Origin of the sequence: Acidovorax sp. KKS102 (genome assembly GCF_000302535.1) — a bacterium.
Lineage (GTDB): Bacteria > Pseudomonadota > Gammaproteobacteria > Burkholderiales > Burkholderiaceae_C > Acidovorax.
Genome location: NC_018708.1, coordinates 3,684,066 through 3,702,735, shown reverse-complemented (window position 1 = coordinate 3,702,735; position 18,670 = coordinate 3,684,066). Strand labels below are relative to the sequence as shown.

General features: G+C 64.1%; 19 protein-coding genes and 2 pseudogenes. 5 read left to right on the top strand and 16 right to left on the bottom strand.

Annotated elements, in window-relative coordinates:
- Window positions 1-108: 108 nt before the first annotated feature.
- Window positions 109-423, bottom strand: a pseudogene (locus C380_RS24625) (DNA/RNA non-specific endonuclease); the annotation flags it as partial.
- A gap of 202 nt (window positions 424-625) precedes the next feature.
- On the opposite strand from C380_RS24625, the gene C380_RS25095 reads away from it, so the two are divergent.
- Window positions 626-1,018 (top strand): helix-turn-helix domain-containing protein, encoded by a 393-nt coding sequence (locus C380_RS25095; protein WP_015015073.1) that lies wholly within the window; start codon window positions 626-628, stop codon window positions 1,016-1,018.
- Here the strand turns inward: C380_RS25095 and C380_RS25900 are convergent.
- On the bottom strand, window positions 966-1,133 hold the full coding sequence (locus C380_RS25900) for a helix-turn-helix domain-containing protein (RefSeq protein ID WP_369750503.1): 168 nt from the start codon (window positions 1,131-1,133) through the stop codon (window positions 966-968). The two genes, C380_RS25095 and C380_RS25900, sit on opposite strands and share 53 nt — an antisense overlap.
- 178 nt (window positions 1,134-1,311) lie before the next feature.
- On the opposite strand from C380_RS25900, the gene C380_RS17015 reads away from it, so the two are divergent.
- Entirely contained in the window at window positions 1,312-1,737 is a 426-nt protein-coding gene (locus tag C380_RS17015; RefSeq protein ID WP_148279984.1) for a hypothetical protein, read from the top strand.
- 16 nt (window positions 1,738-1,753) lie between these two features.
- On the opposite strand, the gene C380_RS17010 is transcribed toward C380_RS17015, so the two are convergent.
- Window positions 1,754-2,473, bottom strand: a complete 720-nt coding sequence (locus C380_RS17010) for a phage integrase (RefSeq protein ID WP_015015070.1) — start codon at window positions 2,471-2,473, stop codon at window positions 1,754-1,756.
- A 464-nt stretch (window positions 2,474-2,937) separates the two neighbouring features.
- On the opposite strand from C380_RS17010, the pseudogene C380_RS17005 reads away from it, so the two are divergent.
- Window positions 2,938-3,795: pseudogene (locus tag C380_RS17005) on the top strand (radical SAM protein); the annotation flags it as partial.
- A 100-nt stretch (window positions 3,796-3,895) separates the two neighbouring features.
- On the opposite strand, the gene C380_RS17000 reads toward C380_RS17005, so the two are convergent.
- Both C380_RS17000 and C380_RS16995 read right to left on the bottom strand, forming a co-directional pair.
- A complete protein-coding gene (locus C380_RS17000) occupies window positions 3,896-4,183 on the bottom strand; it encodes a GNAT family N-acetyltransferase (RefSeq protein ID WP_015015068.1) in 288 nt (95 codons plus the stop codon).
- A 114-nt stretch (window positions 4,184-4,297) separates the two neighbouring features.
- A complete protein-coding gene (locus tag C380_RS16995) occupies window positions 4,298-5,167 on the bottom strand; it encodes a LysR family transcriptional regulator (protein ID WP_015015067.1) in 870 nt (289 codons plus the stop codon).
- Between the two features lie 136 nt (window positions 5,168-5,303).
- Here C380_RS16995 and C380_RS16990 point away from each other — a divergent pair, with 136 nt between their 5' ends.
- On the top strand, window positions 5,304-6,353 hold the full coding sequence (locus tag C380_RS16990; RefSeq protein WP_015015066.1) for an NAD(P)H-quinone oxidoreductase: 1,050 nt from the start codon (window positions 5,304-5,306) through the stop codon (window positions 6,351-6,353).
- Between the two features lie 43 nt (window positions 6,354-6,396).
- Here the strand turns inward: C380_RS16990 and C380_RS16985 are convergent, their stop codons facing one another.
- The 5 genes from C380_RS16985 to C380_RS16965 all read right to left on the bottom strand — a co-directional run bounded on the left by C380_RS16985 (window position 6,397) and on the right by C380_RS16965 (window position 11,559).
- Window positions 6,397-8,115 carry a phosphoethanolamine transferase gene (locus tag C380_RS16985; protein ID WP_015015065.1) on the bottom strand — a complete coding sequence of 573 codons (1,719 nt, stop codon included), beginning with the start codon at window positions 8,113-8,115 and terminating at the stop codon, window positions 6,397-6,399.
- 36 nt (window positions 8,116-8,151) lie between these two features.
- Window positions 8,152-9,024, bottom strand: a complete 873-nt coding sequence (gene fghA, locus C380_RS16980) for an S-formylglutathione hydrolase (protein WP_015015064.1) — start codon at window positions 9,022-9,024, stop codon at window positions 8,152-8,154.
- A 173-nt stretch (window positions 9,025-9,197) separates the two neighbouring features.
- Complete coding sequence (locus tag C380_RS16975) at window positions 9,198-10,313, bottom strand: S-(hydroxymethyl)glutathione dehydrogenase/class III alcohol dehydrogenase (RefSeq protein WP_015015063.1); 1,116 nt, start codon at window positions 10,311-10,313, stop codon at window positions 9,198-9,200.
- 47 nt (window positions 10,314-10,360) lie between these two features.
- Window positions 10,361-10,627, bottom strand: coding sequence for a metal/formaldehyde-sensitive transcriptional repressor (locus C380_RS16970; protein ID WP_015015062.1), 267 nt, complete (start codon window positions 10,625-10,627; stop codon window positions 10,361-10,363).
- Between the two features lie 170 nt (window positions 10,628-10,797).
- Window positions 10,798-11,559 carry an SDR family oxidoreductase gene (locus tag C380_RS16965; RefSeq protein WP_015015061.1) on the bottom strand — a complete coding sequence of 254 codons (762 nt, stop codon included), beginning with the start codon at window positions 11,557-11,559 and terminating at the stop codon, window positions 10,798-10,800.
- 96 nt (window positions 11,560-11,655) lie between these two features.
- On the opposite strand from C380_RS16965, the gene C380_RS16960 reads away from it, so the two are divergent.
- Window positions 11,656-12,600, top strand: coding sequence for an AraC family transcriptional regulator (locus C380_RS16960; protein ID WP_015015060.1), 945 nt, complete (start codon window positions 11,656-11,658; stop codon window positions 12,598-12,600).
- Window positions 12,601-12,654: 54 nt separating this feature from the next.
- Here C380_RS16960 and C380_RS16955 read toward each other — a convergent pair.
- The 6 genes from C380_RS16955 to sdhD form a co-directional block, all read right to left on the bottom strand.
- Window positions 12,655-13,883, bottom strand: a protein-coding gene (locus C380_RS16955) for an IS3 family transposase (RefSeq protein ID WP_369750442.1) whose coding sequence is annotated in 2 segments (ribosomal slippage) — window positions 12,655-13,538 and window positions 13,538-13,883 — 1,230 coding nt in all. Because the reading frame shifts where the segments join, the coding sequence is not laid out codon by codon here.
- Between the two features lie 129 nt (window positions 13,884-14,012).
- Window positions 14,013-15,323 (bottom strand): citrate synthase, encoded by a 1,311-nt coding sequence (locus C380_RS16945; RefSeq protein ID WP_015015059.1) that lies wholly within the window; start codon window positions 15,321-15,323, stop codon window positions 14,013-14,015.
- Between the two features lie 59 nt (window positions 15,324-15,382).
- Window positions 15,383-15,709, bottom strand: coding sequence for a succinate dehydrogenase assembly factor 2 (locus C380_RS16940; RefSeq protein ID WP_015015058.1), 327 nt, complete (start codon window positions 15,707-15,709; stop codon window positions 15,383-15,385).
- Between the two features lie 33 nt (window positions 15,710-15,742).
- Complete coding sequence (locus C380_RS16935; RefSeq protein WP_015015057.1) at window positions 15,743-16,447, bottom strand: succinate dehydrogenase iron-sulfur subunit; 705 nt, start codon at window positions 16,445-16,447, stop codon at window positions 15,743-15,745.
- 22 nt (window positions 16,448-16,469) lie between these two features.
- Window positions 16,470-18,278 carry a succinate dehydrogenase flavoprotein subunit gene (sdhA, locus tag C380_RS16930; protein WP_015015056.1) on the bottom strand — a complete coding sequence of 603 codons (1,809 nt, stop codon included), beginning with the start codon at window positions 18,276-18,278 and terminating at the stop codon, window positions 16,470-16,472.
- A gap of 22 nt (window positions 18,279-18,300) precedes the next feature.
- The gene (gene sdhD, locus C380_RS16925) at window positions 18,301-18,666 is read right to left on the bottom strand and encodes a succinate dehydrogenase, hydrophobic membrane anchor protein (RefSeq protein WP_015015055.1); all 366 of its coding nucleotides are present in this window, start codon (window positions 18,664-18,666) and stop codon (window positions 18,301-18,303) included.
- Window positions 18,667-18,670: the final 4 nt, after the last annotated feature.

Genomic DNA, 18,670 nt, shown 5'->3' with positions numbered 1-18,670 from the left:
CATGCCCATCGACGGTCATCGACTGCTGTGTCTTGGCATTGCGTGTCTGTATCCGCATGCGCCCGTACGTAGGCGCCACCTTACGGATGCCAGCATCGTTCTCCGTTCGAGCTTGTACAAATATGCGGGCACTCTGACGCGATTGGCACCAATCTGCGGCGCATCCTCGGCGAACACAGGGCCAGTAATAACAAATTCATCTCCACGGGCCCGTCGCACATAGTGCCGCGTGTCTTGCTCAATCTTTGCCCAGGCGGCTCCGTTGTGTTGTGCGTTCTGTGGAACGACGTTTGCGAGACTGAAGCTTTGGACCATCGCAGACGGCGTGGGCATGTCTCCTGCTGGGGCCATGTGGCCGCGGCTGTACCCCGAGCTCTTGTAGTCCTCGAGCTCCGCACGTTCGCCGCTCGGGAGGCGCGCATTGGTTGTTTGCAGGCGGGCGTAGCTTATCCACGCCGAGGGTGACGGGCTGGAGCTTTGGCGCAGCCAGAGAAACTTTTTTCCTGACATCATAGGAAATGTGAAGTACGGGGTCTGTCGATATGAAAATATTCCTACGAGTCAAGGAATTTTCTTGACGGATTGAACGGGTTGAGAAGATATTCCTGCATACTTAGGAATATTTATGCTGGTTCCACTCACTTCTGTCCGTGATGCGGGCGTTGCCATTCGCACGATGCGCAAGCGCGCAGGCATACGCATCGACGACTTCGCCCTCATTGCTGGCGTGAGTAAGCAGTTCATGACGGACTTAGAAAACGGTAAGCCCACAGTGCAGATGGGGAAAGTCCTAGAGCTGCTCAAGCGTATGGCAATCGGTGTCAACCTGGACCTGTCTGACGACGCAGTGGACCGGTACAAGGCGGAACTAGGGAAGGTGACGCGCCTGCGCGCCCTCAAAAAGGCACCCGATGGCCAGGTTACTGCTGACGGCTCGAAAAAGACCTCTACGAAGGAGACGCTTCCTACGAGTAGGCAGGGCCTGACTGACGAAGAAGCTCCTCGACGGGGACGTTGAGCGCCATGGCAAGGCGTTCGATATTGTCGAGAGAGATGTTTCGCGCTTGTCGCTCAACGTGAGCGATGAAGGTGCGATGTAGGCCAGCTTCAAAGGCAAGCGCTTCCTGGCTCATCCCGCGTTCAGCACGTAGGCGCACCACGTTCTCTGCAAGAAGTGCGCGAGCAGTGTGATGATGTACTGGCGGGTTCGGCGGGGTGGACACGGGTACCGAGTCTCTGGCCATGCTGCTTTTAAGTCAGCCGCTTTTAAGTCACAATCGAGATTTATGTTCAAGTGGAGTACGTATGTTCATGACTTCACCGCACTTTGAGGTGCCGGTGCCGAAAAGTCTGTTGCCTAAAGGCGGGTCTTGCTTGCAGGCGGTATCTTTGTCTACATGGGCGGCTTGGTTCGTGCTGACAACGGCGCATGAGGAAGAGAAGTCCACGATTTATCAGACGACGCTGGTTTCCTGGGCCAGCACGCTCCGGGGATTGCTGGAAAGCCTGGAGAGCTCCAGCGTCGTTGGTCTCCAGTGGATGAGGCCCACAGGCGATGCGGGGGGCTGGAAGCTGACGGGCATCTGCGAAGTCTGGGTTCCCGATGCACGAGAAGAGGCTATGACGGGGGTGTTGCTATTTAAGGAGTCAGCGCAGAAGTGGCTTCTGGATGAACGAGGCGCTCCTGTCGCCGATGAGAGTAGCGGGCGAAGGCAACTCGTTGCAGTTCAAGCCTAGTTCTTCAGTTCTCGACTTATTGGGGGAGCTTTCGGTAATGCTTCAAGTACTGCTTGCTGTTGTGGTACTTGTGGATGCGAGAGAGCATCGCCCGAGTGATGATGGCTGTCCGAATTTTGACTTGGCCACCCCGCCCCTTGGAGCCTGAGACAAACAACGGGAAGTACATGGTGTCCCGTGGGTACAGCATTGGGTCAGGGATGTCCGACTTCATGACTCGCTGCACCTCAGAGATGCGCAGGCCTGTGTCGTATATGAAGTGGCCAAGAAGCCGGTGCTCCTCGAAGTTCATCGCACTCAGAAGCTTGACGACCCTCTTGACGTCTACGAGGCTGGGCAGCCGGGTCGACGGTTTCTTGGTGAGGAAGGTTTGACCTTCGTAGAGGTTCTGCTTCAGCGTGTACCCCGCGTGGCTGCTAGCCAGCCACTTGCAGAATTCACGGACGGTGATTTCGTAACCACGCACCGTGCTGCTGCTCAGACCCCGCCGCTCCAGGTCTCGGTAGAAGTCCTCAATCACGAACAGTGAGAGCTGCCCAAGGGCCACGTCGACCCGTACCTGCCCATACACGGAGTGGTACTCTAGGTACTGACAGAGTTCGCGAATGCGCCGTGCGTACACTGGCCGGGACTCAGTTGCCAGCCGACCCGCCTTCGACTTTGCGAAAGCAGTCGGCAGTTCAACAATGCGTTCCAAGTCATCGAAGAACGTGTGCTGCTCGACATCTCCATCCATCCAAGAATGAAGATTAACAGCAGAGCCTCCACTAGCCCAAGTCGGGAGCAATGCAGTAGGTGGTGAGGGGGGTGACCCCGGGACCCTGTGTGATGCCTGGCACTAACAGGCTTGGTCCGGTGATTGGCAGAGAGCTCTGCCGGAGCGTTGAGTGAGGCACCCAGGGGGTACACCTCGAATTTAAACCTGGGCTTCCTTACCAGGTCTTCGAGCAGCCAGGCTGCTACTAATTTTGACATCCAGGCGCATCTGTTCCTTTGTTCAATTCGAACAAGATACTACCCAGAAACTAGTCAGTGGAGAACCCGGTCAGCGCCTTGGTCTGCCATGGATTGGACAGGAATAGTTTGGCCGGGAAACAGCGCGGCACAGTTTGTCCATTGAACATCAGGTTTAGGCCCACTGAACAGTTCTTCGGAATGCGTTTTTCCCGCAGTAGCAAATTTCCATGAAACATAAGCATGGGCTGCATCTACTGCTACGCGCGGCCCACGCACAGTTACCTCAATTTCTCCCCCGGGCTCGACTTTGAGACGCAGATCGTGGCCAAGCACAACATTGCGCAGGTGCTGCGCCAGGAGCTTGCACAGCCGCGCTATGTGCCGCGCCTGCTCAATATCGGCTCGGCCACCGACTGCTACCAGCCTGTGGAGCGCGACCTGAAGCTCACGCGCAGCGTGATCGAAGTGATGCGCGAGGCGCGCCACCCGTTTTCGCTGATCACCAAATCCAGCGGAGTGGAGCGCGACCTGGACCTGCTCGCCCCGCTGGCCGCACAGCGCCTGGCGGCGGTGTACGTCACCATCACCACGCTAGACGCCACACTGGCCCGCCGCATGGAGCCCCGTGCTGCCGCGCCCCACCGGCGGCTGCGCACCATACGTGCCTTGGCCGACGCCGGTGTGCCGGTGGGCGTGAGTGTGGCGCCGCAGATTCCCTTCATCACTGAAGACATGGAGCAGGTACTGGAGGCCGCGCGGGACGCCGGTGCGCGCACCGCGTTCTACACCGTGCTGCGCCTGCCGTGGGAGCTGGATGCGCTGTTTCGGGAATGGCTCACGGTGCACTACCCGCAGCGCGCGGCGCGCGTCATGGCGCGGGTGCAAGACCTGCACCACCTCACCGATGCGCAGCGCGCCGCCGGCAAGACCTATGACAGCGACTTCGCCACCCGCATGAAGGGCAGTGGGCTGTGGGCCGATCTGCTGCGCCAGCGCTTTGCCAACACCTGCCGTCGCCTGGGGCTCAACCGCGAGCGTGAGGGGCTGGACCTGGGCCAGTTCAGGCCGGGGCTGCTGCGCGGGCAGGGGAGCTTGTTTTAGCGGCTCTTTGCGATCTCGACGGGCGCGGGTTGGGGCGCTCGAATTGTTTGCTGGTCCCTGCGGAACTAGGTCCGGCGGGCCGCATCGTCCACAGACCCGGTCAGGCCAGCACGTCGCGGATGGACGCGTCCTTGCCGAACTGTGCCTTGGCAAACGGGCACAGCGGGACCACCTTGGTGCCTGTTGTCCGTACCCACTCCACCAGCGCCCCGAGCAACGCGCGCCCCACACCCTGGCCGCTGAGCGACGGGTCCACCTCGGTGTGGTCCACGATGACCATCGTGGCGTTGGTGCGGCTGTAGGTCATCTCGGCCAGGCGCTGGCCGTCGTGCGCGATGTAGAACGCGCCCTTGGCGTCCTGCTCCTGGTGGTGAATGGTGTGTGACATGGTGCGTTGCAGTGGCAAAGATGTGCGCCAGAGTATGGGGCATGGGGGGCTGCGGCCGCGCTGGGCGCCGCCCGCAGCCCAGCGCGCGAAGGGCGGTCTCCATCGGTGAGGGATCTACCCGATCTGGAACGCCTCGGACAGAAACTCTGCGGTGGCGCGCACCCGGGCGGTGCGTTGCAGGTCGGGGTGCATCACCTGCCAGACCTCGTAGTCGTTCGCCCGGCGGCGCTCGGGCCAGATACGCACCAGGCCTTCGCGCTCGCCCATCCACACCGGCATCTCGCCCAGCCCAATGCCCGCCGCCACGCCCTTGCGCACCAGCAGACTGGAGCGCACCGCCAGCGCGATCCGGGCCTGGCGCGCGGGCACACCCGCCATGGTGAGAAACGCGTTGTGCTCCAGGTAGGGCGCGTAGGCCACCAGGTGGTGGCCGCGCAGTTCGTCCTCGGGCACCGGCACGCCAAAACGCTCGACATAGCCCGCGCTGGCGAACAGGCCCACGGGCCACGACGCCACGCGGCGCACCACCAGGTCAGGGGCCTCGGGCCGCACGTTGCGGAACGCGATGTCCACCTGTCGGCGGGTGAGGCTGAGCAACTGGGTGGAGACCTCCAGGTCCACGCGGATGTGGGGCCAGTGCTGTTGCAGGCGCTCAATGGCGGGCATGAGCAGGTCGATGGCGATGGAGTCGGTGCTGGTCACGCGCACCAGGCCGCCGGGGCTGGTGTCCTGGCCCTCGATGCGGGTGCGCAGGTCCAGAGCCGCGCTTTCCATGCGGCGGGCGGCGACCAGCGCTGTCTCGCCTGCGGGGGTGAGCAGGTAGCCGTCCTTGGCGCGCAGGAAGAGCTTGGCGCCCAGTTCGGCCTCCAGCGCATTCAGCCGCCGCCCGACGGTGGCCTGGTCTACGCCCAGGCTGCGCGCAGCGGCGCGCAAGGAGGGCGCTCGCGTCAGGGCGAGAAAGATGCGGGTGTCGTCCCAGTTCATGGTCGTGCCGAGGTTGCGGATGAAAGCCGAGTGTGATGCAAATTTGCATCGCTGTAGAGCGAAATTGCTGCGTTTAAAACACCGCTTGCAGCCCTATCCTTGAAGGCATTGAAAGCCATGCCTGAGGAGCAACCCCATGTCCGCACCCACGACCGCACTGCCTGTGACCGAACAGCCCGCAACCACCCCACGCACCATGCAAGCCATCGTGTTCGATGACTTCGGCGGCCCCGAGGTGCTGGTGGCGCGCGAGATCCCCGTCCCCGAGGTGCGCCCGCACGACCTGCTGGTGCGCAACGCCTCCATCGGCGTCAACCGGGCCGACCTGTTGCACCGCAAGGGGGCCTACGGCCGTGCCTACTTTGGCGATGCCGACACCATGGGGCTGGAGATTGCGGGCACCGTGGTCGCCATGGGGCCCAAGGTGCAGGGCTTTGCCATTGGCGACCGCGTGATGGGCATCGTGGGCGGCGGCGCCTACGCCGAGCTGTCGCGCATCGACCACCGCATGGCCATGCCGGTGCCTGCGGGCATGGACCTGGTGGCCGCTGGCGCCGTGGCCGAGGTGTTTGTGACGGCGCACGAGGCGCTGTTCCACCTGGCGCGCCTGCACGCGGGCGAGTCGGTGCTGATCCATGCCGCAGCGGGCGGCGTGGGTTCAGCCGCGGTGCAACTGGCCCATGCGGCAGGAGCGCGCGTGTTCGCCACAGCGGGTGGCGACAAGCGCGGCGCTGTGCTGGGCTGCGGGGCCGATGTGTTCATCGACTACCGCAGCGAAGACTTTCAGGCGGTGGTGGCGCAGGCCACGCAGGGCCGGGGCGTGGATGTGGTGATCGACTTCATCGGGGCTCCGTACCTGCAGCGCAACGTGCGGTCGCTGGCCGACGGCGGGCGCCTGGTGTCGGTGGGGCTGTTGGGGGGCGCACCGGGTGCGGAGCTGCCCATGGATGTGGTGCTGTACCGTCACCTGCAGATCTATGGCACCGTGATGAAGTCCCGGCCGTCCGAGGTCAAGCAGGCCATGGTGCAACGGTTTGCCCAGCAGTGGCTGCCTGCGCTGGCCGCTGGCGTGATCCGGCCGGTGATCGACAGCACGTTTGCACTGGCCGATGCCGCACAGGCCCATCGGCGCATGGAGTCTGGCGCCAGCATCGGCAAGATCCTGTTGCTGCCCCAAGGGAGCTGAGCTGGCTGCCGGGGCCGTCCGCCTGGCCCCGCTTCGGTCCGCCTCAGCCCGCCGCGGCGGGCTTGCGGCACGCGGCAAACATGTCCAGCTCGGTGTTGTACGCCTCGGTCTTCACATCCATCAGGCCCAGTACCGAGTGGAAGTAATGGTCGTGCATGATGCGACGCTCGCCCAGGTCTTGCTGCAGGCAGCCCGTGGTGAGGTGGGTGCGGGCCTGCATGGCGGGTGACAGCCAGGTGATCCAGGGCACGTGTTTTTGCACGTCGGGGGCAATGGAGTAGGGCAGGCCGTGCAGGTAGATGTTGTTCTCGCCCAGCGACTCGCCATGGTCTGCTACGTAAATCATAGCTGTCTGGGCATGTTGTTCCTGCGCTCCCAGCCATTGGAGCACTGAATCGAGGAAATGGTCGGTCTCGACGATGCTGTTGTCGTAGGCGTTGACCACCTGCTCGCGTTGGCATTCCTGCAGCGCGGTGGAGGTGCACTCGGGGCCAAACTTCTTGTTCTCGGGCGCGGAGCGCTTGTAGTACGCGGGGCCGTGGCTGCCCATCTGGTGCATCACCACCACGGTGCCACGCTGGCGCTGCTCGGCGGGCAGGGCGGCGATCTGGGCGTCCAGGTCCTTGAGCATCACGCGGTCCAGGCACTCTCCGCCAGCGCAGAGCGCCGGGTCTTTCTGGGTGCTGGTGCTGGTTTCGCCCACGCGGTCGCACACGCCCTTGCAGCCCGACTGGTTGTCCACCCACAGCACCGCCAGGCCGGCGTGGTGCAGCACGTCGATCAGGCTTTCGTAGTTGGCCGAACGGCCTTCGTAGCCCGTGCGGCCCAGGTGCGAATACATGCAGGGCACCGACGCGGCGGTGCTGGTGCCGCAGGACCAGGCATTGCGTGCGCTCACCAGGTCCTTGCGGGCTGACAGGCGGGGGGTGGTGTCGCGCTCATAGCCGTTCAAGCCAAAGTTGCCGCTGCGGCCCGTCTCGCCCAGCACCAGCACCAGCAGCGGGGGCTTGGCCTGGCCAGCGTAGCTGGCGCCCAGCTGGGCGTCACGGCCCAGGGGCAGGATCTTGCTGGTGTCCATGCGCAGGGGCTTGGTGGCAATGTTGCCCAGTGCGTACACGCTGTTGAGCGGGTTGATCAGGTAGCGCAGCTTGGTGTGGTTGCGCATGGTCGATGCAAAGTCCTGGAACACCAGCAGCAGGCACACCACGATGACGGCGATGGAACCCACCAGCAGCAGCCCGTTGTGCGCCATATGGCGCAGGGCCGTGAGGCGCTGCACGGGGCGGCGGTACAGCCACAGCAGCGGCGGCGCCGCCAGGATCAGCACCGTGCCCAGCATGCGCAGGTTGAGTAGGTCGCCAGCCTCCTTTACGTCGGTCTGCATCACGTTGACCAACATGCTGGCGTCGATCGCGATGCCGTAGGCCAGCATGAAGTACGCACCAAACGCGGCCATCAGCACCAGCACCAGCACGGCGGGCTTGAGCGTCCAGCGCCAGGCCAGCAGGCTCAGCAGCGCCCCATTACCCGCCGCGACGATGAGCGCAAACGCCAGCGCAAAGCCCCAGCCGCGCAGGCTGCCCTGGCCGGGCAGCTGGGCCACTTCTTGCCACAGCGGTACGTTGCAGGCCGTGGCCAGCCAGGTGCTGACCAGCACCACCACCCGGGCGGGGTGCATGGGGCGGGGGGCAGGGGAGGCGGTGGGGGGCTCCGAGCGTGAAGCCGAGGCAAAGGGCAGCAGGCGCCGCAGGGACAAAAGCATAGCCCCCGAGTGTGCTGCCAGTTGCTTAAGTGCGCATTAATGCCCGGCGCCAAGACCCCGCGCATGGTGGGCCAAATGGTCGCCCACAAAGCTCTGCACAAAGTAGTAGCCGTGGTCGTAGCCTGCGTGGCGGCGCAGCGTCAGCGGCTGGCCGATGGCCTGGCACGCGGCCTCGAACAGGTGAGGATGCAGTTGGTCGGCCAGGAATTTGTCGTCCAGCCCTTGATCGATGAGGATGCCGGCCGGGTAGGGCGCGATGGGCTGGTGCTGCATCAGCACCGTGGCGTCGTGCTCCTGCCAGGTGGTGCGGTCGGAGCCAAGGTAGCCGGTGAAGGCCTTTTCGCCCCAGGGGCACTGGGTGGGCGCGCAGATGGGCGCAAAGGCCGACACCGTCTTGAACCGGCCGGGGTGGCGCAGGGCCAGCGTGAGCGCGCCATGGCCGCCCATGCTGTGGCCGAAGATGCCCAGGCGCTGCCCGTCGATGGGCAGGTGCTGGCCCACCAGGGGCAGCAGCTCTTGCAGCAGGTAGCTCTCCATGCGCCAGTGGGTGTTCCAGGGGCTCTGTGTGGCGTCGAGGTAAAAGCCCGCACCCACGCCAAAGTCCCAGCTGGCCGTGGCGCCGGGCAGGGCCGACACGGCTTCGCCGCGCGGGCTGGTGTCGGGTGCGATCAGGGCCAGGCCCAGTTCGGCGGCCAGGCGCTGGGCGCCAGCCTTGATCGCAAAGGTCTCTTCGGTGCAGGTCAGCCCCGCCAGGTACAACACGGCGGGCACAGGGCCCTGTTGTGCCTGGGGCGGCAGGTACACCGAGAACTTCATCGGCAAGCCGATGGTGGTGGAGGCGTGCTGGTAAAAGCGCTGCTCGCCGCCAAAGCAGGCGTGGCTGCTGAGCAGGTCCAGGGGAGTGGTCATGGTGATTGCTCTTGAATTGATAGCTGTTCAGGCAATATCTCGTAGCGCTTGAGGCAGTTTTCGCTGGGAGGGACCCTAAAAGACGGCTCCAAGCCGTTTTTCATGGCCCGCCGGGGCCAGCACCCAGAGTGCCCGGTTGTCTCTGGGGCTGTGGGCGCTGGCGAGTAGCCGAGTTATGCGGCGTACTTGACGACCGAGCGGATGGACTTGCCTTCGTGCATCAGGTCAAAGGCTTCGTTGATGTCCTTCAGGCCCATGGTGTGGGTGACGAAGGGCGCGAGCTGGATCTTGCCCGCCATCGCGTCTTCGACCATGCCGGGCAACTCGCTGCGGCCCTTGACGCCGCCAAACGCTGTGCCCAGCCATTTGCGGCCGGTGACGAGCTGGAAGGGGCGGGTGCTGATCTCCTGGCCTGCGCCTGCCACGCCGATGATGACCGACTGGCCCCAGCCGCGATGCGCGCATTCGAGCGCAGCGCGCATCACGTTGACGTTGCCGATGCATTCAAAGCTGTGGTCCACGCCCCAGGTCGTCATCTCCACGATGACCTGCTGGATCGGCTTGTCGAAGTCCTTGGGATTCACGCAGTCGGTGGCGCCAAAGGTGCGGGCCAGGTCGAACTTGCTGGGGTTGGTGTCGATGGCGATGATGCGCCCGGCCTTGGCCAGCTTGGCGCCCTGGATCACGGCCAGACCAATGCCGCCCAGGCCGAACACGGCCACCGTATCGCCCTCTTGCACTTTGGCGGTGTTCTTCACCGCGCCAAGGCCGGTGGTCACGCCGCAGCCCAGCAGGCAGACCTGCTCGGGGTTGGCGTTGGGGTTGACCTTGGCCAGCGAGACCTCGGCCACCACGGTGTATTCGCTGAAGGTGCTGCAGCCCATGTAGTGGTAGATGGGCTGGCCGTTGTAGCTGAAGCGCGTGGTGCCGTCGGGCATCACGCCCTTGCCCTGCGTGGCGCGCACGCTCACGCACAGGTTGGTCTTGCCGCTCTTGCAGAACAGGCATTCGCCGCATTCTGCGGTGTAGAGCGGGATCACATGGTCACCCGGCTTCACGCTGGTCACCCCTTCGCCCACTTCGACCACGATGCCCGCGCCTTCGTGACCCAGCACCACGGGGAACAGGCCCTCAGGGTCGTCACCGCTCAGGGTGAAGGCGTCGGTGTGGCACACGCCGGTGTCGGTGATCTTGATGAGCACTTCGCCCTTTTTGGGCGGGGCCACGTCGATCTCGACGATCTGCAGGGGTTCTCCGGCTTTGAAGGCAACGGCGGCGCGGGATTTCATGGGGTGGCTCCTTGGGTAGCGGTGGGGATGGGGATGGGGGGCGAAGGCTACTTCAGGTACGAGCGAAGCAGCGTGAGTGTCTCGTCCAGCGCCTGCGGTGCGGCGGAGGGCTGGGCCATCAGCGTTTCGCGCACATGGCTGTCCAGCAGGTCGGTCATCAACCCGTGCACGGCCCCGCGCATGGCCGCCAGTTGCTGCAGGATGGGGGCGCAGTCGCTGCCCGCCTCGACGGCGCGCTCTAGCGCTTCCGCCTGGCCACGGATGCGGCGCAGGCGGGTGATGGCGCGTTGCTTGTCTTCGGCGGAATGGGGCATGGGGGCGGCGCCTATCACGGCCAGGGGTGGCGGGAGGGGCGTATGGAACGAGATACTAGGCGGTAGTATAAATCTGAAGCGCTTGATAGATAAGCGCTACAAGTGCAAAGGATGCTTTTACTAGGGGGTAGTATATGCTGGCGTTCGCTTTTGCCCCTCGCCCCCGGGGTTTACGCCGCGCTGCTGCCGTGAAGTGCCGCAGCCTGGGCTTCCGCGTCGGCGCCCGCAGGCAGCCGGATCGGGCACGACGGATCGGTGGCGGCGCGCCACACGGCCTGCGCCACGTCGGCAGCATGGGTGACCAGCGCATTGGATTGCGCCCACCCCGCGAAGACACGCTGGGCTACGGCGTCGTAACTCTCGGGAACCGAGCCCATCCGTGGGCGGGCGTTCTCCCCGAAGCGGGTTTGCGGTGCGCGCCCCGGGAGGACCAGACGTGCCTGCACGTTGAAGGACTCCAGCTCCAGCGCCAGCGATTCGGTGAACGCGTTGACTGCCGCCTTGCTCGCCCTGTACACAGACAGCAGCGGCAACGGCTCCAGCGTCACGCTCGACGTCACATTCACGATCACCCCGGAGCGCCGCTGCCGGAACTGCGGCAGTACCGCCTGCGTCATCGCGATGGTGCCGAGGGTGTTGGTTTCGAACACATCGCGCATCGCCGCTATCGGGGTGCCCTCCAGCGCATTCAGCAGTCCGATTCCGGCGTTGTTGACCAGCACGTCCAGCGGGCCGGCCGCAGCGATGGTGTCGCGGATGCTGTCCTCACGGGTCACGTCCAGCGGCAGGATGCGCAGGCGCTCGCTGACCGGAAGCAGCTGGGGCTGCGGCGTGCGCATGGTGGCGACCACGCTCCAGCCTTGGTCCAGGAAGTGGCGGGCGGTTTCGAGGCCGAAGCCGGAGGAGCAGCCGGTGATGAGGACGGTTTTCATGGTGATTCCAATCAGTGGTTGAGGTGCCCCAACGATAGGCCGGCGCGGCAGGACTGGATACACTGCAAAGTCGTCAAATATGTTCTGAAAGTCCAGATGTCCGACCCCTTTGCCGATGTGGTGGCCATGCTGCAGCCGGGCGCGCCTTTCTCCAAGGTCGTCACCGCGGCAGGGCTATGGCGTGTGCGCCGCAGCGAGCCCGGGCGTACGTTCTACTGCGCCGTCCTTGACGGTGCATGCCAGCTGGAAGCGCAAGGGCATGAGCCCGTGACGCTGCAAGCGGGGGATTTCGTCCTCATCCCTTCCACCCAAGGCTTCGCCATGTCCAGCCTTCTGCCCCCAGAGCCGGACCAGCCAGAGGCGGTGCCGGTGGTCTTGCCGGGCGGCGAATTCCGCCTGGGCAGCACCACTGCGGCGCCGGAAGTGCGCTACCTGGTTGGCTACTGCGTGTTTGGCGCGCCCGACGCGGATTTGCTGGTGACGCTGCTGCCCCAGCTGGTGCACGTGCGCGGAGACAGCCGCCTGGCCACCCTGGTGAAGCTGGTGGCCGATGAATGTCGGGCGCAGCGCCCCGCACGCGACGTGGTGCTGGCCCGCCTGCTCGAAGTGCTGTTGGTGGAGGCGCTGCGCTCGACCGCCGGGACGGCAGCTTCAGCAGGCTTGGCGCGCGGGTTGGCAGACGAGCGGCTGGCGGCGGCATTGCGCAGCATGCACGCCAGCCCTGCGCAGCCCTGGACGGTTGCGCAGCTGGCCAGGGAGGCTGCGTTGTCACGCTCCGCCTTCTTTGAGCGCTTCAGCCGCGTGCTGGGTGTGGCGCCCATGGAGTACCTGCTGACCTGGCGCATGGCGTTGGCGAAAGACCTGCTTCGGCGCGACGATTGTGGCATGGCAGAGATTGCCGAGCGCACGGGCTACAGCTCGGTCAACACCTTTGGCGTGGCGTTCACCCGCCACGTGGGCATGCCGCCTGGGCGCTACGCTCGGGCGCAGGTTCGGGATCATGCCCACGACTCCGCGGTGGTCGCTGAGGCGCATGCGTGAGTGACCCGTCCTGAATAGCGTTGACACCCAGGACGGTTAAAAACTCCAGCCGGACTATCCGGCCAATGACGCCCGATGCACTGCATCGGGCGTTTGCATTTTCAGCGACAGATGCGGTCGCTCGCAGTTATAGATGTCGACTGACTGCTCGACCATGCGTCTGGCCTGCCCCAGATCGGCGGGGCGCTGCAGCAAGAACTCACTCTTCAAGATGCCATTGACCCGCTCGGCCAGCGCGTTCTGGTAGCAGTCGTAGCCGTCCGTCATCGAGCAGATCACGCCGTGGCGCTTGTGCAGGGCCTGGTAGTACGTCGCGCAGTACTGGATACCCCTGTCGGAGTGGTGCACCAACTGTCGGCTGCTCTGTCGCCCCGAGAGCGCCATCTTCATGGCCTGCGCCACCTCTTCGGTCTGCAGGCTCTCATGCACGTGCCAGCCGACGATCTTCCTGGAATACGCATCCGTGACCAGGCTCAGATAGACGAACTTGCCGTGTGTGGGCAAGTAGGTGATGTCAGCCACCCAGACCTGCTCGCTGCCGCTGGCGTGGATCTGTTGCGGCCCTACCTTGAGAAGGTTCGGATGGTGCCTGAAGCGGTGGTGACTGTCTGTTGTCTTGTGATACGCCCGCCGGGGTGCCACCAGCAGCCTGGCATTGCGCAGGACGTCGAACATTGCATCGCGGCCCAAGTCGATGCCTCGGCGCTGTAGCGGCTCCTGCAATAAGTGGTGCAGCTTGCGCGTGCCTATGCGTGGTTGGCGCATGCGCTGCTCGCGCACCAACTCCACCACCGTCTGCGCATTCGCCAAGCGATCGGCCTCGCGGCGCCTACCCTGGTAATACGCCTGACGGCTGTGGCCCATATGCTGGCAAGCCCTCTTCACGCTCAACCCTGCGATGAGGTTTTGCGCGAGGACTTGCCCAAAGGCTTTTTTACGATGCGCACCCCATAGTCCTTGCGCAGCACGTCGATGACGGCTTCGAATAGCCTGGCCTTCTCCTGCGCCTGTGCGAGCTGCACCTGCAGCGCCTTGATCTGCTGCTCGGGCGTGAGAGCAACAGTGTTCTTCTTGTCTATCGGCATGGCTGCAGATGATGCCGCAGGACTCCAGCCCAGGCGACCGTGCTTGCGCAGCCAGACCAGAACCGTCGAGCGACCCTGGATGCCGTAGTGCTGCTGCGCCTGTTTGTACGTGAGCTCGCCTTTTTCCACCTGCTCCACCACCGCCAACTTAAAGGCCAGTGTGTAGTCGCGCTGCGTGCGTTTGACACTTGATTCCATGACACATACCCTTTTTGAAAGGTCCTCGTGTCAACGCCAGGCAGGACGGGTCAGAGGCAACAAAAAAGCCCGCAGGCATTGCCTGCGGGCTTTTTTGTTGGGAGCGGTCGGCGCAGTGCGCCGCACCGATCAGCGGCTGGCCAGGGGAGGCACGTCGCGGCGCACGGAGCCGGTGAACAGCTGGCGGGGGCGGCCGATCTTGTACTCGGGGTCGCCGATCATTTCGTTCAGCTGGGCGATCCAGCCCACGGTGCGGGCCAGGCTGAAGATGCCGGTGAACAGGTTCACCGGGATGCCGATGGCACGCTGCACGATGCCGGAGTAGAAGTCCACGTTCGGGTAGAGCTTGCGCTGCACGAAGTAGTCGTCTTCCAGGGCGATCTTTTCCAGTTCCTTGGCCAGCTTGAACAGCGGGTCGTTTTCCAGGCCCAGCTCGGCCAGCACTTCATTGCAAGTCTCTTGCATGAGCTTGGCGCGGGGGTCGTAGTTCTTGTACACGCGGTGGCCAAAGCCCATGAGCTTGACGCCGGAGTTCTTGTCCTTGACCTGCTTGATGAAGTCGCCGATCTTTTCCACGCCGCCTTGGGCCTGGATGTCGTACAGCATGTTGAGGGCTGCTTCGTTGGCGCCGCCGTGGGCAGGGCCCCACAGGCAGGCCACGCCAGCGGCGATGGCAGCGAACGGGTTGGTGCCCGACGAGCCGCACAGACGCACGGTGGAGGTCGAGGCGTTCTGCTCGTGGTCAGCGTGTAGGATGAAGATGCGGTCCAGCGCGCGTTCCAGCACGGGGTTGACCTTGTACTCTTCGCAGGGCGTACCGAACATCATGCGCAGGAAGTTGCCTGCATAGCTCAGGTGGTTCTGCGGATACATGTAGGGCTGGCCCATGCCGTACTTGTAGGCCATAGCGACCAGGGTAGGCATCTTGGCGATCAGGCGGATCGCGGCGATCTCGCGGTGCTGCGGATTGTTGATGTCCGTGCTGTCGTGGTAGAAGGCCGACAGAGCGCCCACCAGACCGGTCAGCACAGCCATGGGGTGCGCGTCGCGGCGGAAGCCACGCAGGAAGAACTGCATCTGCTCGTTGACCATGGTGTGGTTGGTCACGCGGCTGGTGAAGTCGGCCTTCTGAGCTGCGTTGGGCAGATCGCCGTACAGCAGCAGGTGGCAGGTTTCCAGGAAGTCGCAGTTTTCGGCCAGCTGCTCAATGGGGTAGCCGCGGTACAGCAACTCGCCCTTGTCGCCATCGATGTAGGTGATGGCCGACTGGGTGGCTGCTGTGGACAGGAAGCCCGGGTCATAGGTGAACATGCCCGTCTGCGCATACAGCTTGCGGATGTCGATGACGTCCGGGCCGATGCTGCCCTGATAGACCGGCAGGTCCACGCTGGGGCTGCCGTTACTGAACGACAGGGTGGCTTTGTTGTCAGCTAGCTTCATTGTTACTTTCCTTGGGTAGGTTGCCGATACGAATCCGGTCTTGGTGCGAGGGCCGGGTGTCAGGCATGCACTGCCGTGGCGCCACCGCTTTGTCTCAGCATGCCGAGCACTTCACGCGCTTCTTGTGTGTCTTGGTCGCCCGAGGGCTCTCGCCGCCGCAGCAGCAGGTCCAGCAGGTCGTTGTCCGCCAGATCCATCAACGCGTTGAGGCCTTGCGCATGGCGCTGCGTCAGCGTCGATTCGAAGCGGTGGAAGAACTTCTCGATGAACAAGTCGTTCTCCAGCAGGCCGCGCCGGCAGCGCCAGTGCAGCTTGCTCAGCTCGCGTTCGTCCAGCAGCGGCGAAGCCGCTTCTGGCGCGATGGATGGGGTGGACGTCGTTTGCATGGACCGGGGTGTAGGACGATGAACGGGTCGCGCTCAGATGGCGCGGCGCACCATCAGTTCCTTGATCTTGCCGATGGCCCGGGTGGGGTTCAGGCCCTTGGGGCACACGTCCACGCAGTTCATGATGGTGTGGCAGCGGAACAGGCGGTACGGGTCTTCCAGGTTGTCCAGGCGCTCCGTGGTGGCTTCGTCGCGGCTGTCGGCGATGAAGCGGTAGGCCTGCAGCAGACCCGCAGGACCCACGAACTTGTCGGGGTTCCACCAGAAGCTGGGGCAGCTGGTCGAGCAGCTGGCGCACAGAATGCACTCGTACAGGCCGTTCAGCTCTTCGCGCTCTTCAGGCGACTGCAGGCGCTCGGTTTCGGGCGGCACGTTGTCGTTGACGAGGTAGGGCTTGATGGAGTTGTACTGCTTGAAGAACTGCGTCATGTCCACGATCAGATCGCGGATGACGGGCAGGCCGGGCAGGGGCTTCAGGACCACGGTGCCGGGCAGCGTGTTCATGTTGGTCAGGCAGGCCAGGCCGTTCTTGCCGTTGATGTTCATGGCGTCCGAGCCACAAACACCTTCGCGGCAGGAGCGGCGGAACGACAGCGTGGGGTCTTGCGCCTTGAGCTTCATCAGGGCGTCCAGCAGCATGCGTTCGCTGCCGTCGAGTTCGACTTCGACGGTCTGCATGTAGGGCTTGGCGTCCTTGTCAGGATCGTAGCGGTAGATTTGGAAGGTGCGTTTTGCCATGGTGGGGTGCTCCTGTATCCGTTTAGAACGTGCGAACCTTGGGCGGAACTGAGTCCACGGTCAGAGGTTTGAGTTTGACGGGCTTGTAGGTCAGGCTGTTGCTCTCGCTGTGCCACAGGGTGTGCTTCATCCAGTTGGCATCGTCGCGGCCCAGCGGTGCCACTGGGTCGTCTGCGGGGCGCTCGTAGTCGCTCACCGTGTGGGCGCCACGGCATTCCTTGCGGGCAGCTGCAGACACCATGGTGGCTTGCGCAGCTTCGATCAGGTTCTCGACTTCCAGCGCTTCGATGCGGGCGGTGTTGAACACCTTGGAGTGGTCCTTCAGGCCCACGCTGTTCACGCGGTTGCGCAGCTCGGCAATCTTCTTGACGCCTTCGTCCATGCTCGCTTGCGTGCGGAACACGCCGGCGTGCAGCTGCATGCTGGCGCGGATGTCGTTGGCCACGTCCTGGGCGTATTCGCCGCTGCTCGCGCCTTGCAGGCGGTTGAGGCGCTCCAGGGTGCGGTCGGCCGCGTCCTTGGGCAGGGGCTTGTGGTTCTTGTTCTTGTCGTTGAACTCGACGATGTGGTTGCCAGCTGCGCGGCCGAAGACCAGCAGGTCCAGCAGCGAGTTGGTGCCCAGACGGTTGGCGCCGTGCACCGATACGCAGGAGCATTCGCCCACTGCGTACAGGCCGTTGACCACCAGGTTGTCGTTGCCGCCTTGCTGCACCACGACCTGGCCGTTGATGTTGGTGGGGATGCCACCCATCTGGTAGTGGATGGTGGGCACCACAGGAATCGGTTCCTTGGTGATGTCCACGTTGGCGAAGTTGACGCCGATTTCGTACACCGAAGGCAGGCGCTTGTGGATGGTGTCTGCACCCAGGTGGTCGAGCTTGAGCAGCACGTAATCCTTGTTGGGACCACAGCCACGGCCTTCCTTGATTTCCTGGTCCATCGAGCGGGACACGAAGTCGCGCGGTGCCAGGTCCTTCAGGGTGGGCGCATAGCGCTCCATGAAGCGCTCGCCGTTGCTGTTGAGCAAGATGGCGCCTTCACCACGGCAGCCTTCGGTCAGCAGCACGCCCGCGCCGGCCACGCCGGTAGGGTGGAACTGCCAGAACTCCATGTCCTCCAGCGGAATGCCAGCACGTGCGGCCATGCCCAGGCCGTCACCGGTGTTGATGAAGGCGTTGGTCGATGCCGCAAAGATACGGCCTGCGCCACCGGTGGCCAGCAGGGTGGTCTTGGCTTCGAGGATGTGCAGGTCGCCGGTTTCCATTTCCAGCGCCGTCACGCCCACCACGTCGCCGTCGGCGTCGCGGATCAGGTCCAGGGCCATCCACTCCACGAAGAAGTTGGTGCGGGCCTTGACGTTTTGCTGGTACAGCGTGTGCAGCATGGCGTGGCCGGTGCGGTCGGCCGCAGCGCAAGCGCGTTGCACGGGCTTTTCGCCGTAGTTGGCGGTGTGGCCGCCGAAGGGGCGCTGGTAGATCGTGCCGTCGGTGTTGCGGTCAAACGGCATGCCCATGTGTTCCAGGTCGTACACGACCTTGGGGGCTTCGCGGCACATGAACTCGATGGCATCCTGGTCGCCGAGCCAGTCGGAACCCTTGATGGTGTCGTAGAAGTGGTAGTGCCAGTTGTCCTCGGACATGTTGCCCAGCGACGCGCCGATGCCGCCCTGGGCCGCCACGGTGTGCGAACGGGTGGGGAAGACCTTGGAGAGAACCGCAACGTTCAGGCCCGCGCGGGCCAGTTGCAGGGATGCCCGCATGCCGGAGCCGCCGGCCCCGATGATGATGACGTCAAACTTGCGCTTGGTGATGTTGGCTTGTGTGTAGCTCATTGTGTACCTTCAATCGCGGGAATCAGAGACGCCACAGAACCTGGATGCCCCAGCCGGCGCAGCTGACCAGCCAGACGATGCTGAACACTTGCAGTGCCAGGCGCAGGCCCACGGGCTTGATGTAGTCCATCAGGACTTCGCGCAGGCCGACCCACGCATGCCAGGCGATCGCGACGATCACGGAGAAGGTCAGCACCTTCATCCACTGGGCCGAGAAGATGCCCGCCCATTTGTCGTAGCCGATGGGGCCTTTGGAAAAGATGACCTGGGCCAGCAGCGCCAGGGTGAACAGCGCCATCAGGACTGCCGTGACGCGCTGGCTGAGCCAGTCGCGCAGACCATAGTGGGCGCCGACGACGACGCGCTTGGAACCGTAATTGACGGACATGGAA

Coding starts and splice junctions, on each gene's coding strand:
- C380_RS16970 (WP_015015062.1), bottom strand. CDS start 10,627: ATGCCCCATTCCGCCGAAGACAAGCAACGCGCCATCACCCGCCTGCGC.
- C380_RS25095 (WP_015015073.1), top strand. CDS start 626: ATGCTGGTTCCACTCACTTCTGTCCGTGATGCGGGCGTTGCCATTCGC.
- fghA (WP_015015064.1), bottom strand. CDS start 9,024: ATGACCACTCCCCTGGACCTGCTCAGCAGCCACGCCTGCTTTGGCGGC.
- sdhA (WP_015015056.1), bottom strand. CDS start 18,278: ATGAGCTACACACAAGCCAACATCACCAAGCGCAAGTTTGACGTCATC.
- C380_RS25900 (WP_369750503.1), bottom strand. CDS start 1,133: ATGAGCCAGGAAGCGCTTGCCTTTGAAGCTGGCCTACATCGCACCTTC.
- C380_RS16945 (WP_015015059.1), bottom strand. CDS start 15,323: ATGAAGCTAGCTGACAACAAAGCCACCCTGTCGTTCAGTAACGGCAGC.
- C380_RS16990 (WP_015015066.1), top strand. CDS start 5,304: ATGTCCGCACCCACGACCGCACTGCCTGTGACCGAACAGCCCGCAACC.
- C380_RS16965 (WP_015015061.1), bottom strand. CDS start 11,559: ATGAAAACCGTCCTCATCACCGGCTGCTCCTCCGGCTTCGGCCTCGAA.
- C380_RS16940 (WP_015015058.1), bottom strand. CDS start 15,709: ATGCAAACGACGTCCACCCCATCCATCGCGCCAGAAGCGGCTTCGCCG.
- C380_RS16935 (WP_015015057.1), bottom strand. CDS start 16,447: ATGGCAAAACGCACCTTCCAAATCTACCGCTACGATCCTGACAAGGAC.
- C380_RS16975 (WP_015015063.1), bottom strand. CDS start 10,313: ATGAAATCCCGCGCCGCCGTTGCCTTCAAAGCCGGAGAACCCCTGCAG.
- C380_RS17000 (WP_015015068.1), bottom strand. CDS start 4,183: ATGTCACACACCATTCACCACCAGGAGCAGGACGCCAAGGGCGCGTTC.
- C380_RS17015 (WP_148279984.1), top strand. CDS start 1,312: ATGACTTCACCGCACTTTGAGGTGCCGGTGCCGAAAAGTCTGTTGCCT.
- sdhD (WP_015015055.1), bottom strand. CDS start 18,666: ATGTCCGTCAATTACGGTTCCAAGCGCGTCGTCGTCGGCGCCCACTAT.
- C380_RS16960 (WP_015015060.1), top strand. CDS start 11,656: ATGTCCGACCCCTTTGCCGATGTGGTGGCCATGCTGCAGCCGGGCGCG.
- C380_RS17010 (WP_015015070.1), bottom strand. CDS start 2,473: ATGGATGGAGATGTCGAGCAGCACACGTTCTTCGATGACTTGGAACGC.
- C380_RS16985 (WP_015015065.1), bottom strand. CDS start 8,115: ATGCTTTTGTCCCTGCGGCGCCTGCTGCCCTTTGCCTCGGCTTCACGC.
- C380_RS16995 (WP_015015067.1), bottom strand. CDS start 5,167: ATGAACTGGGACGACACCCGCATCTTTCTCGCCCTGACGCGAGCGCCC.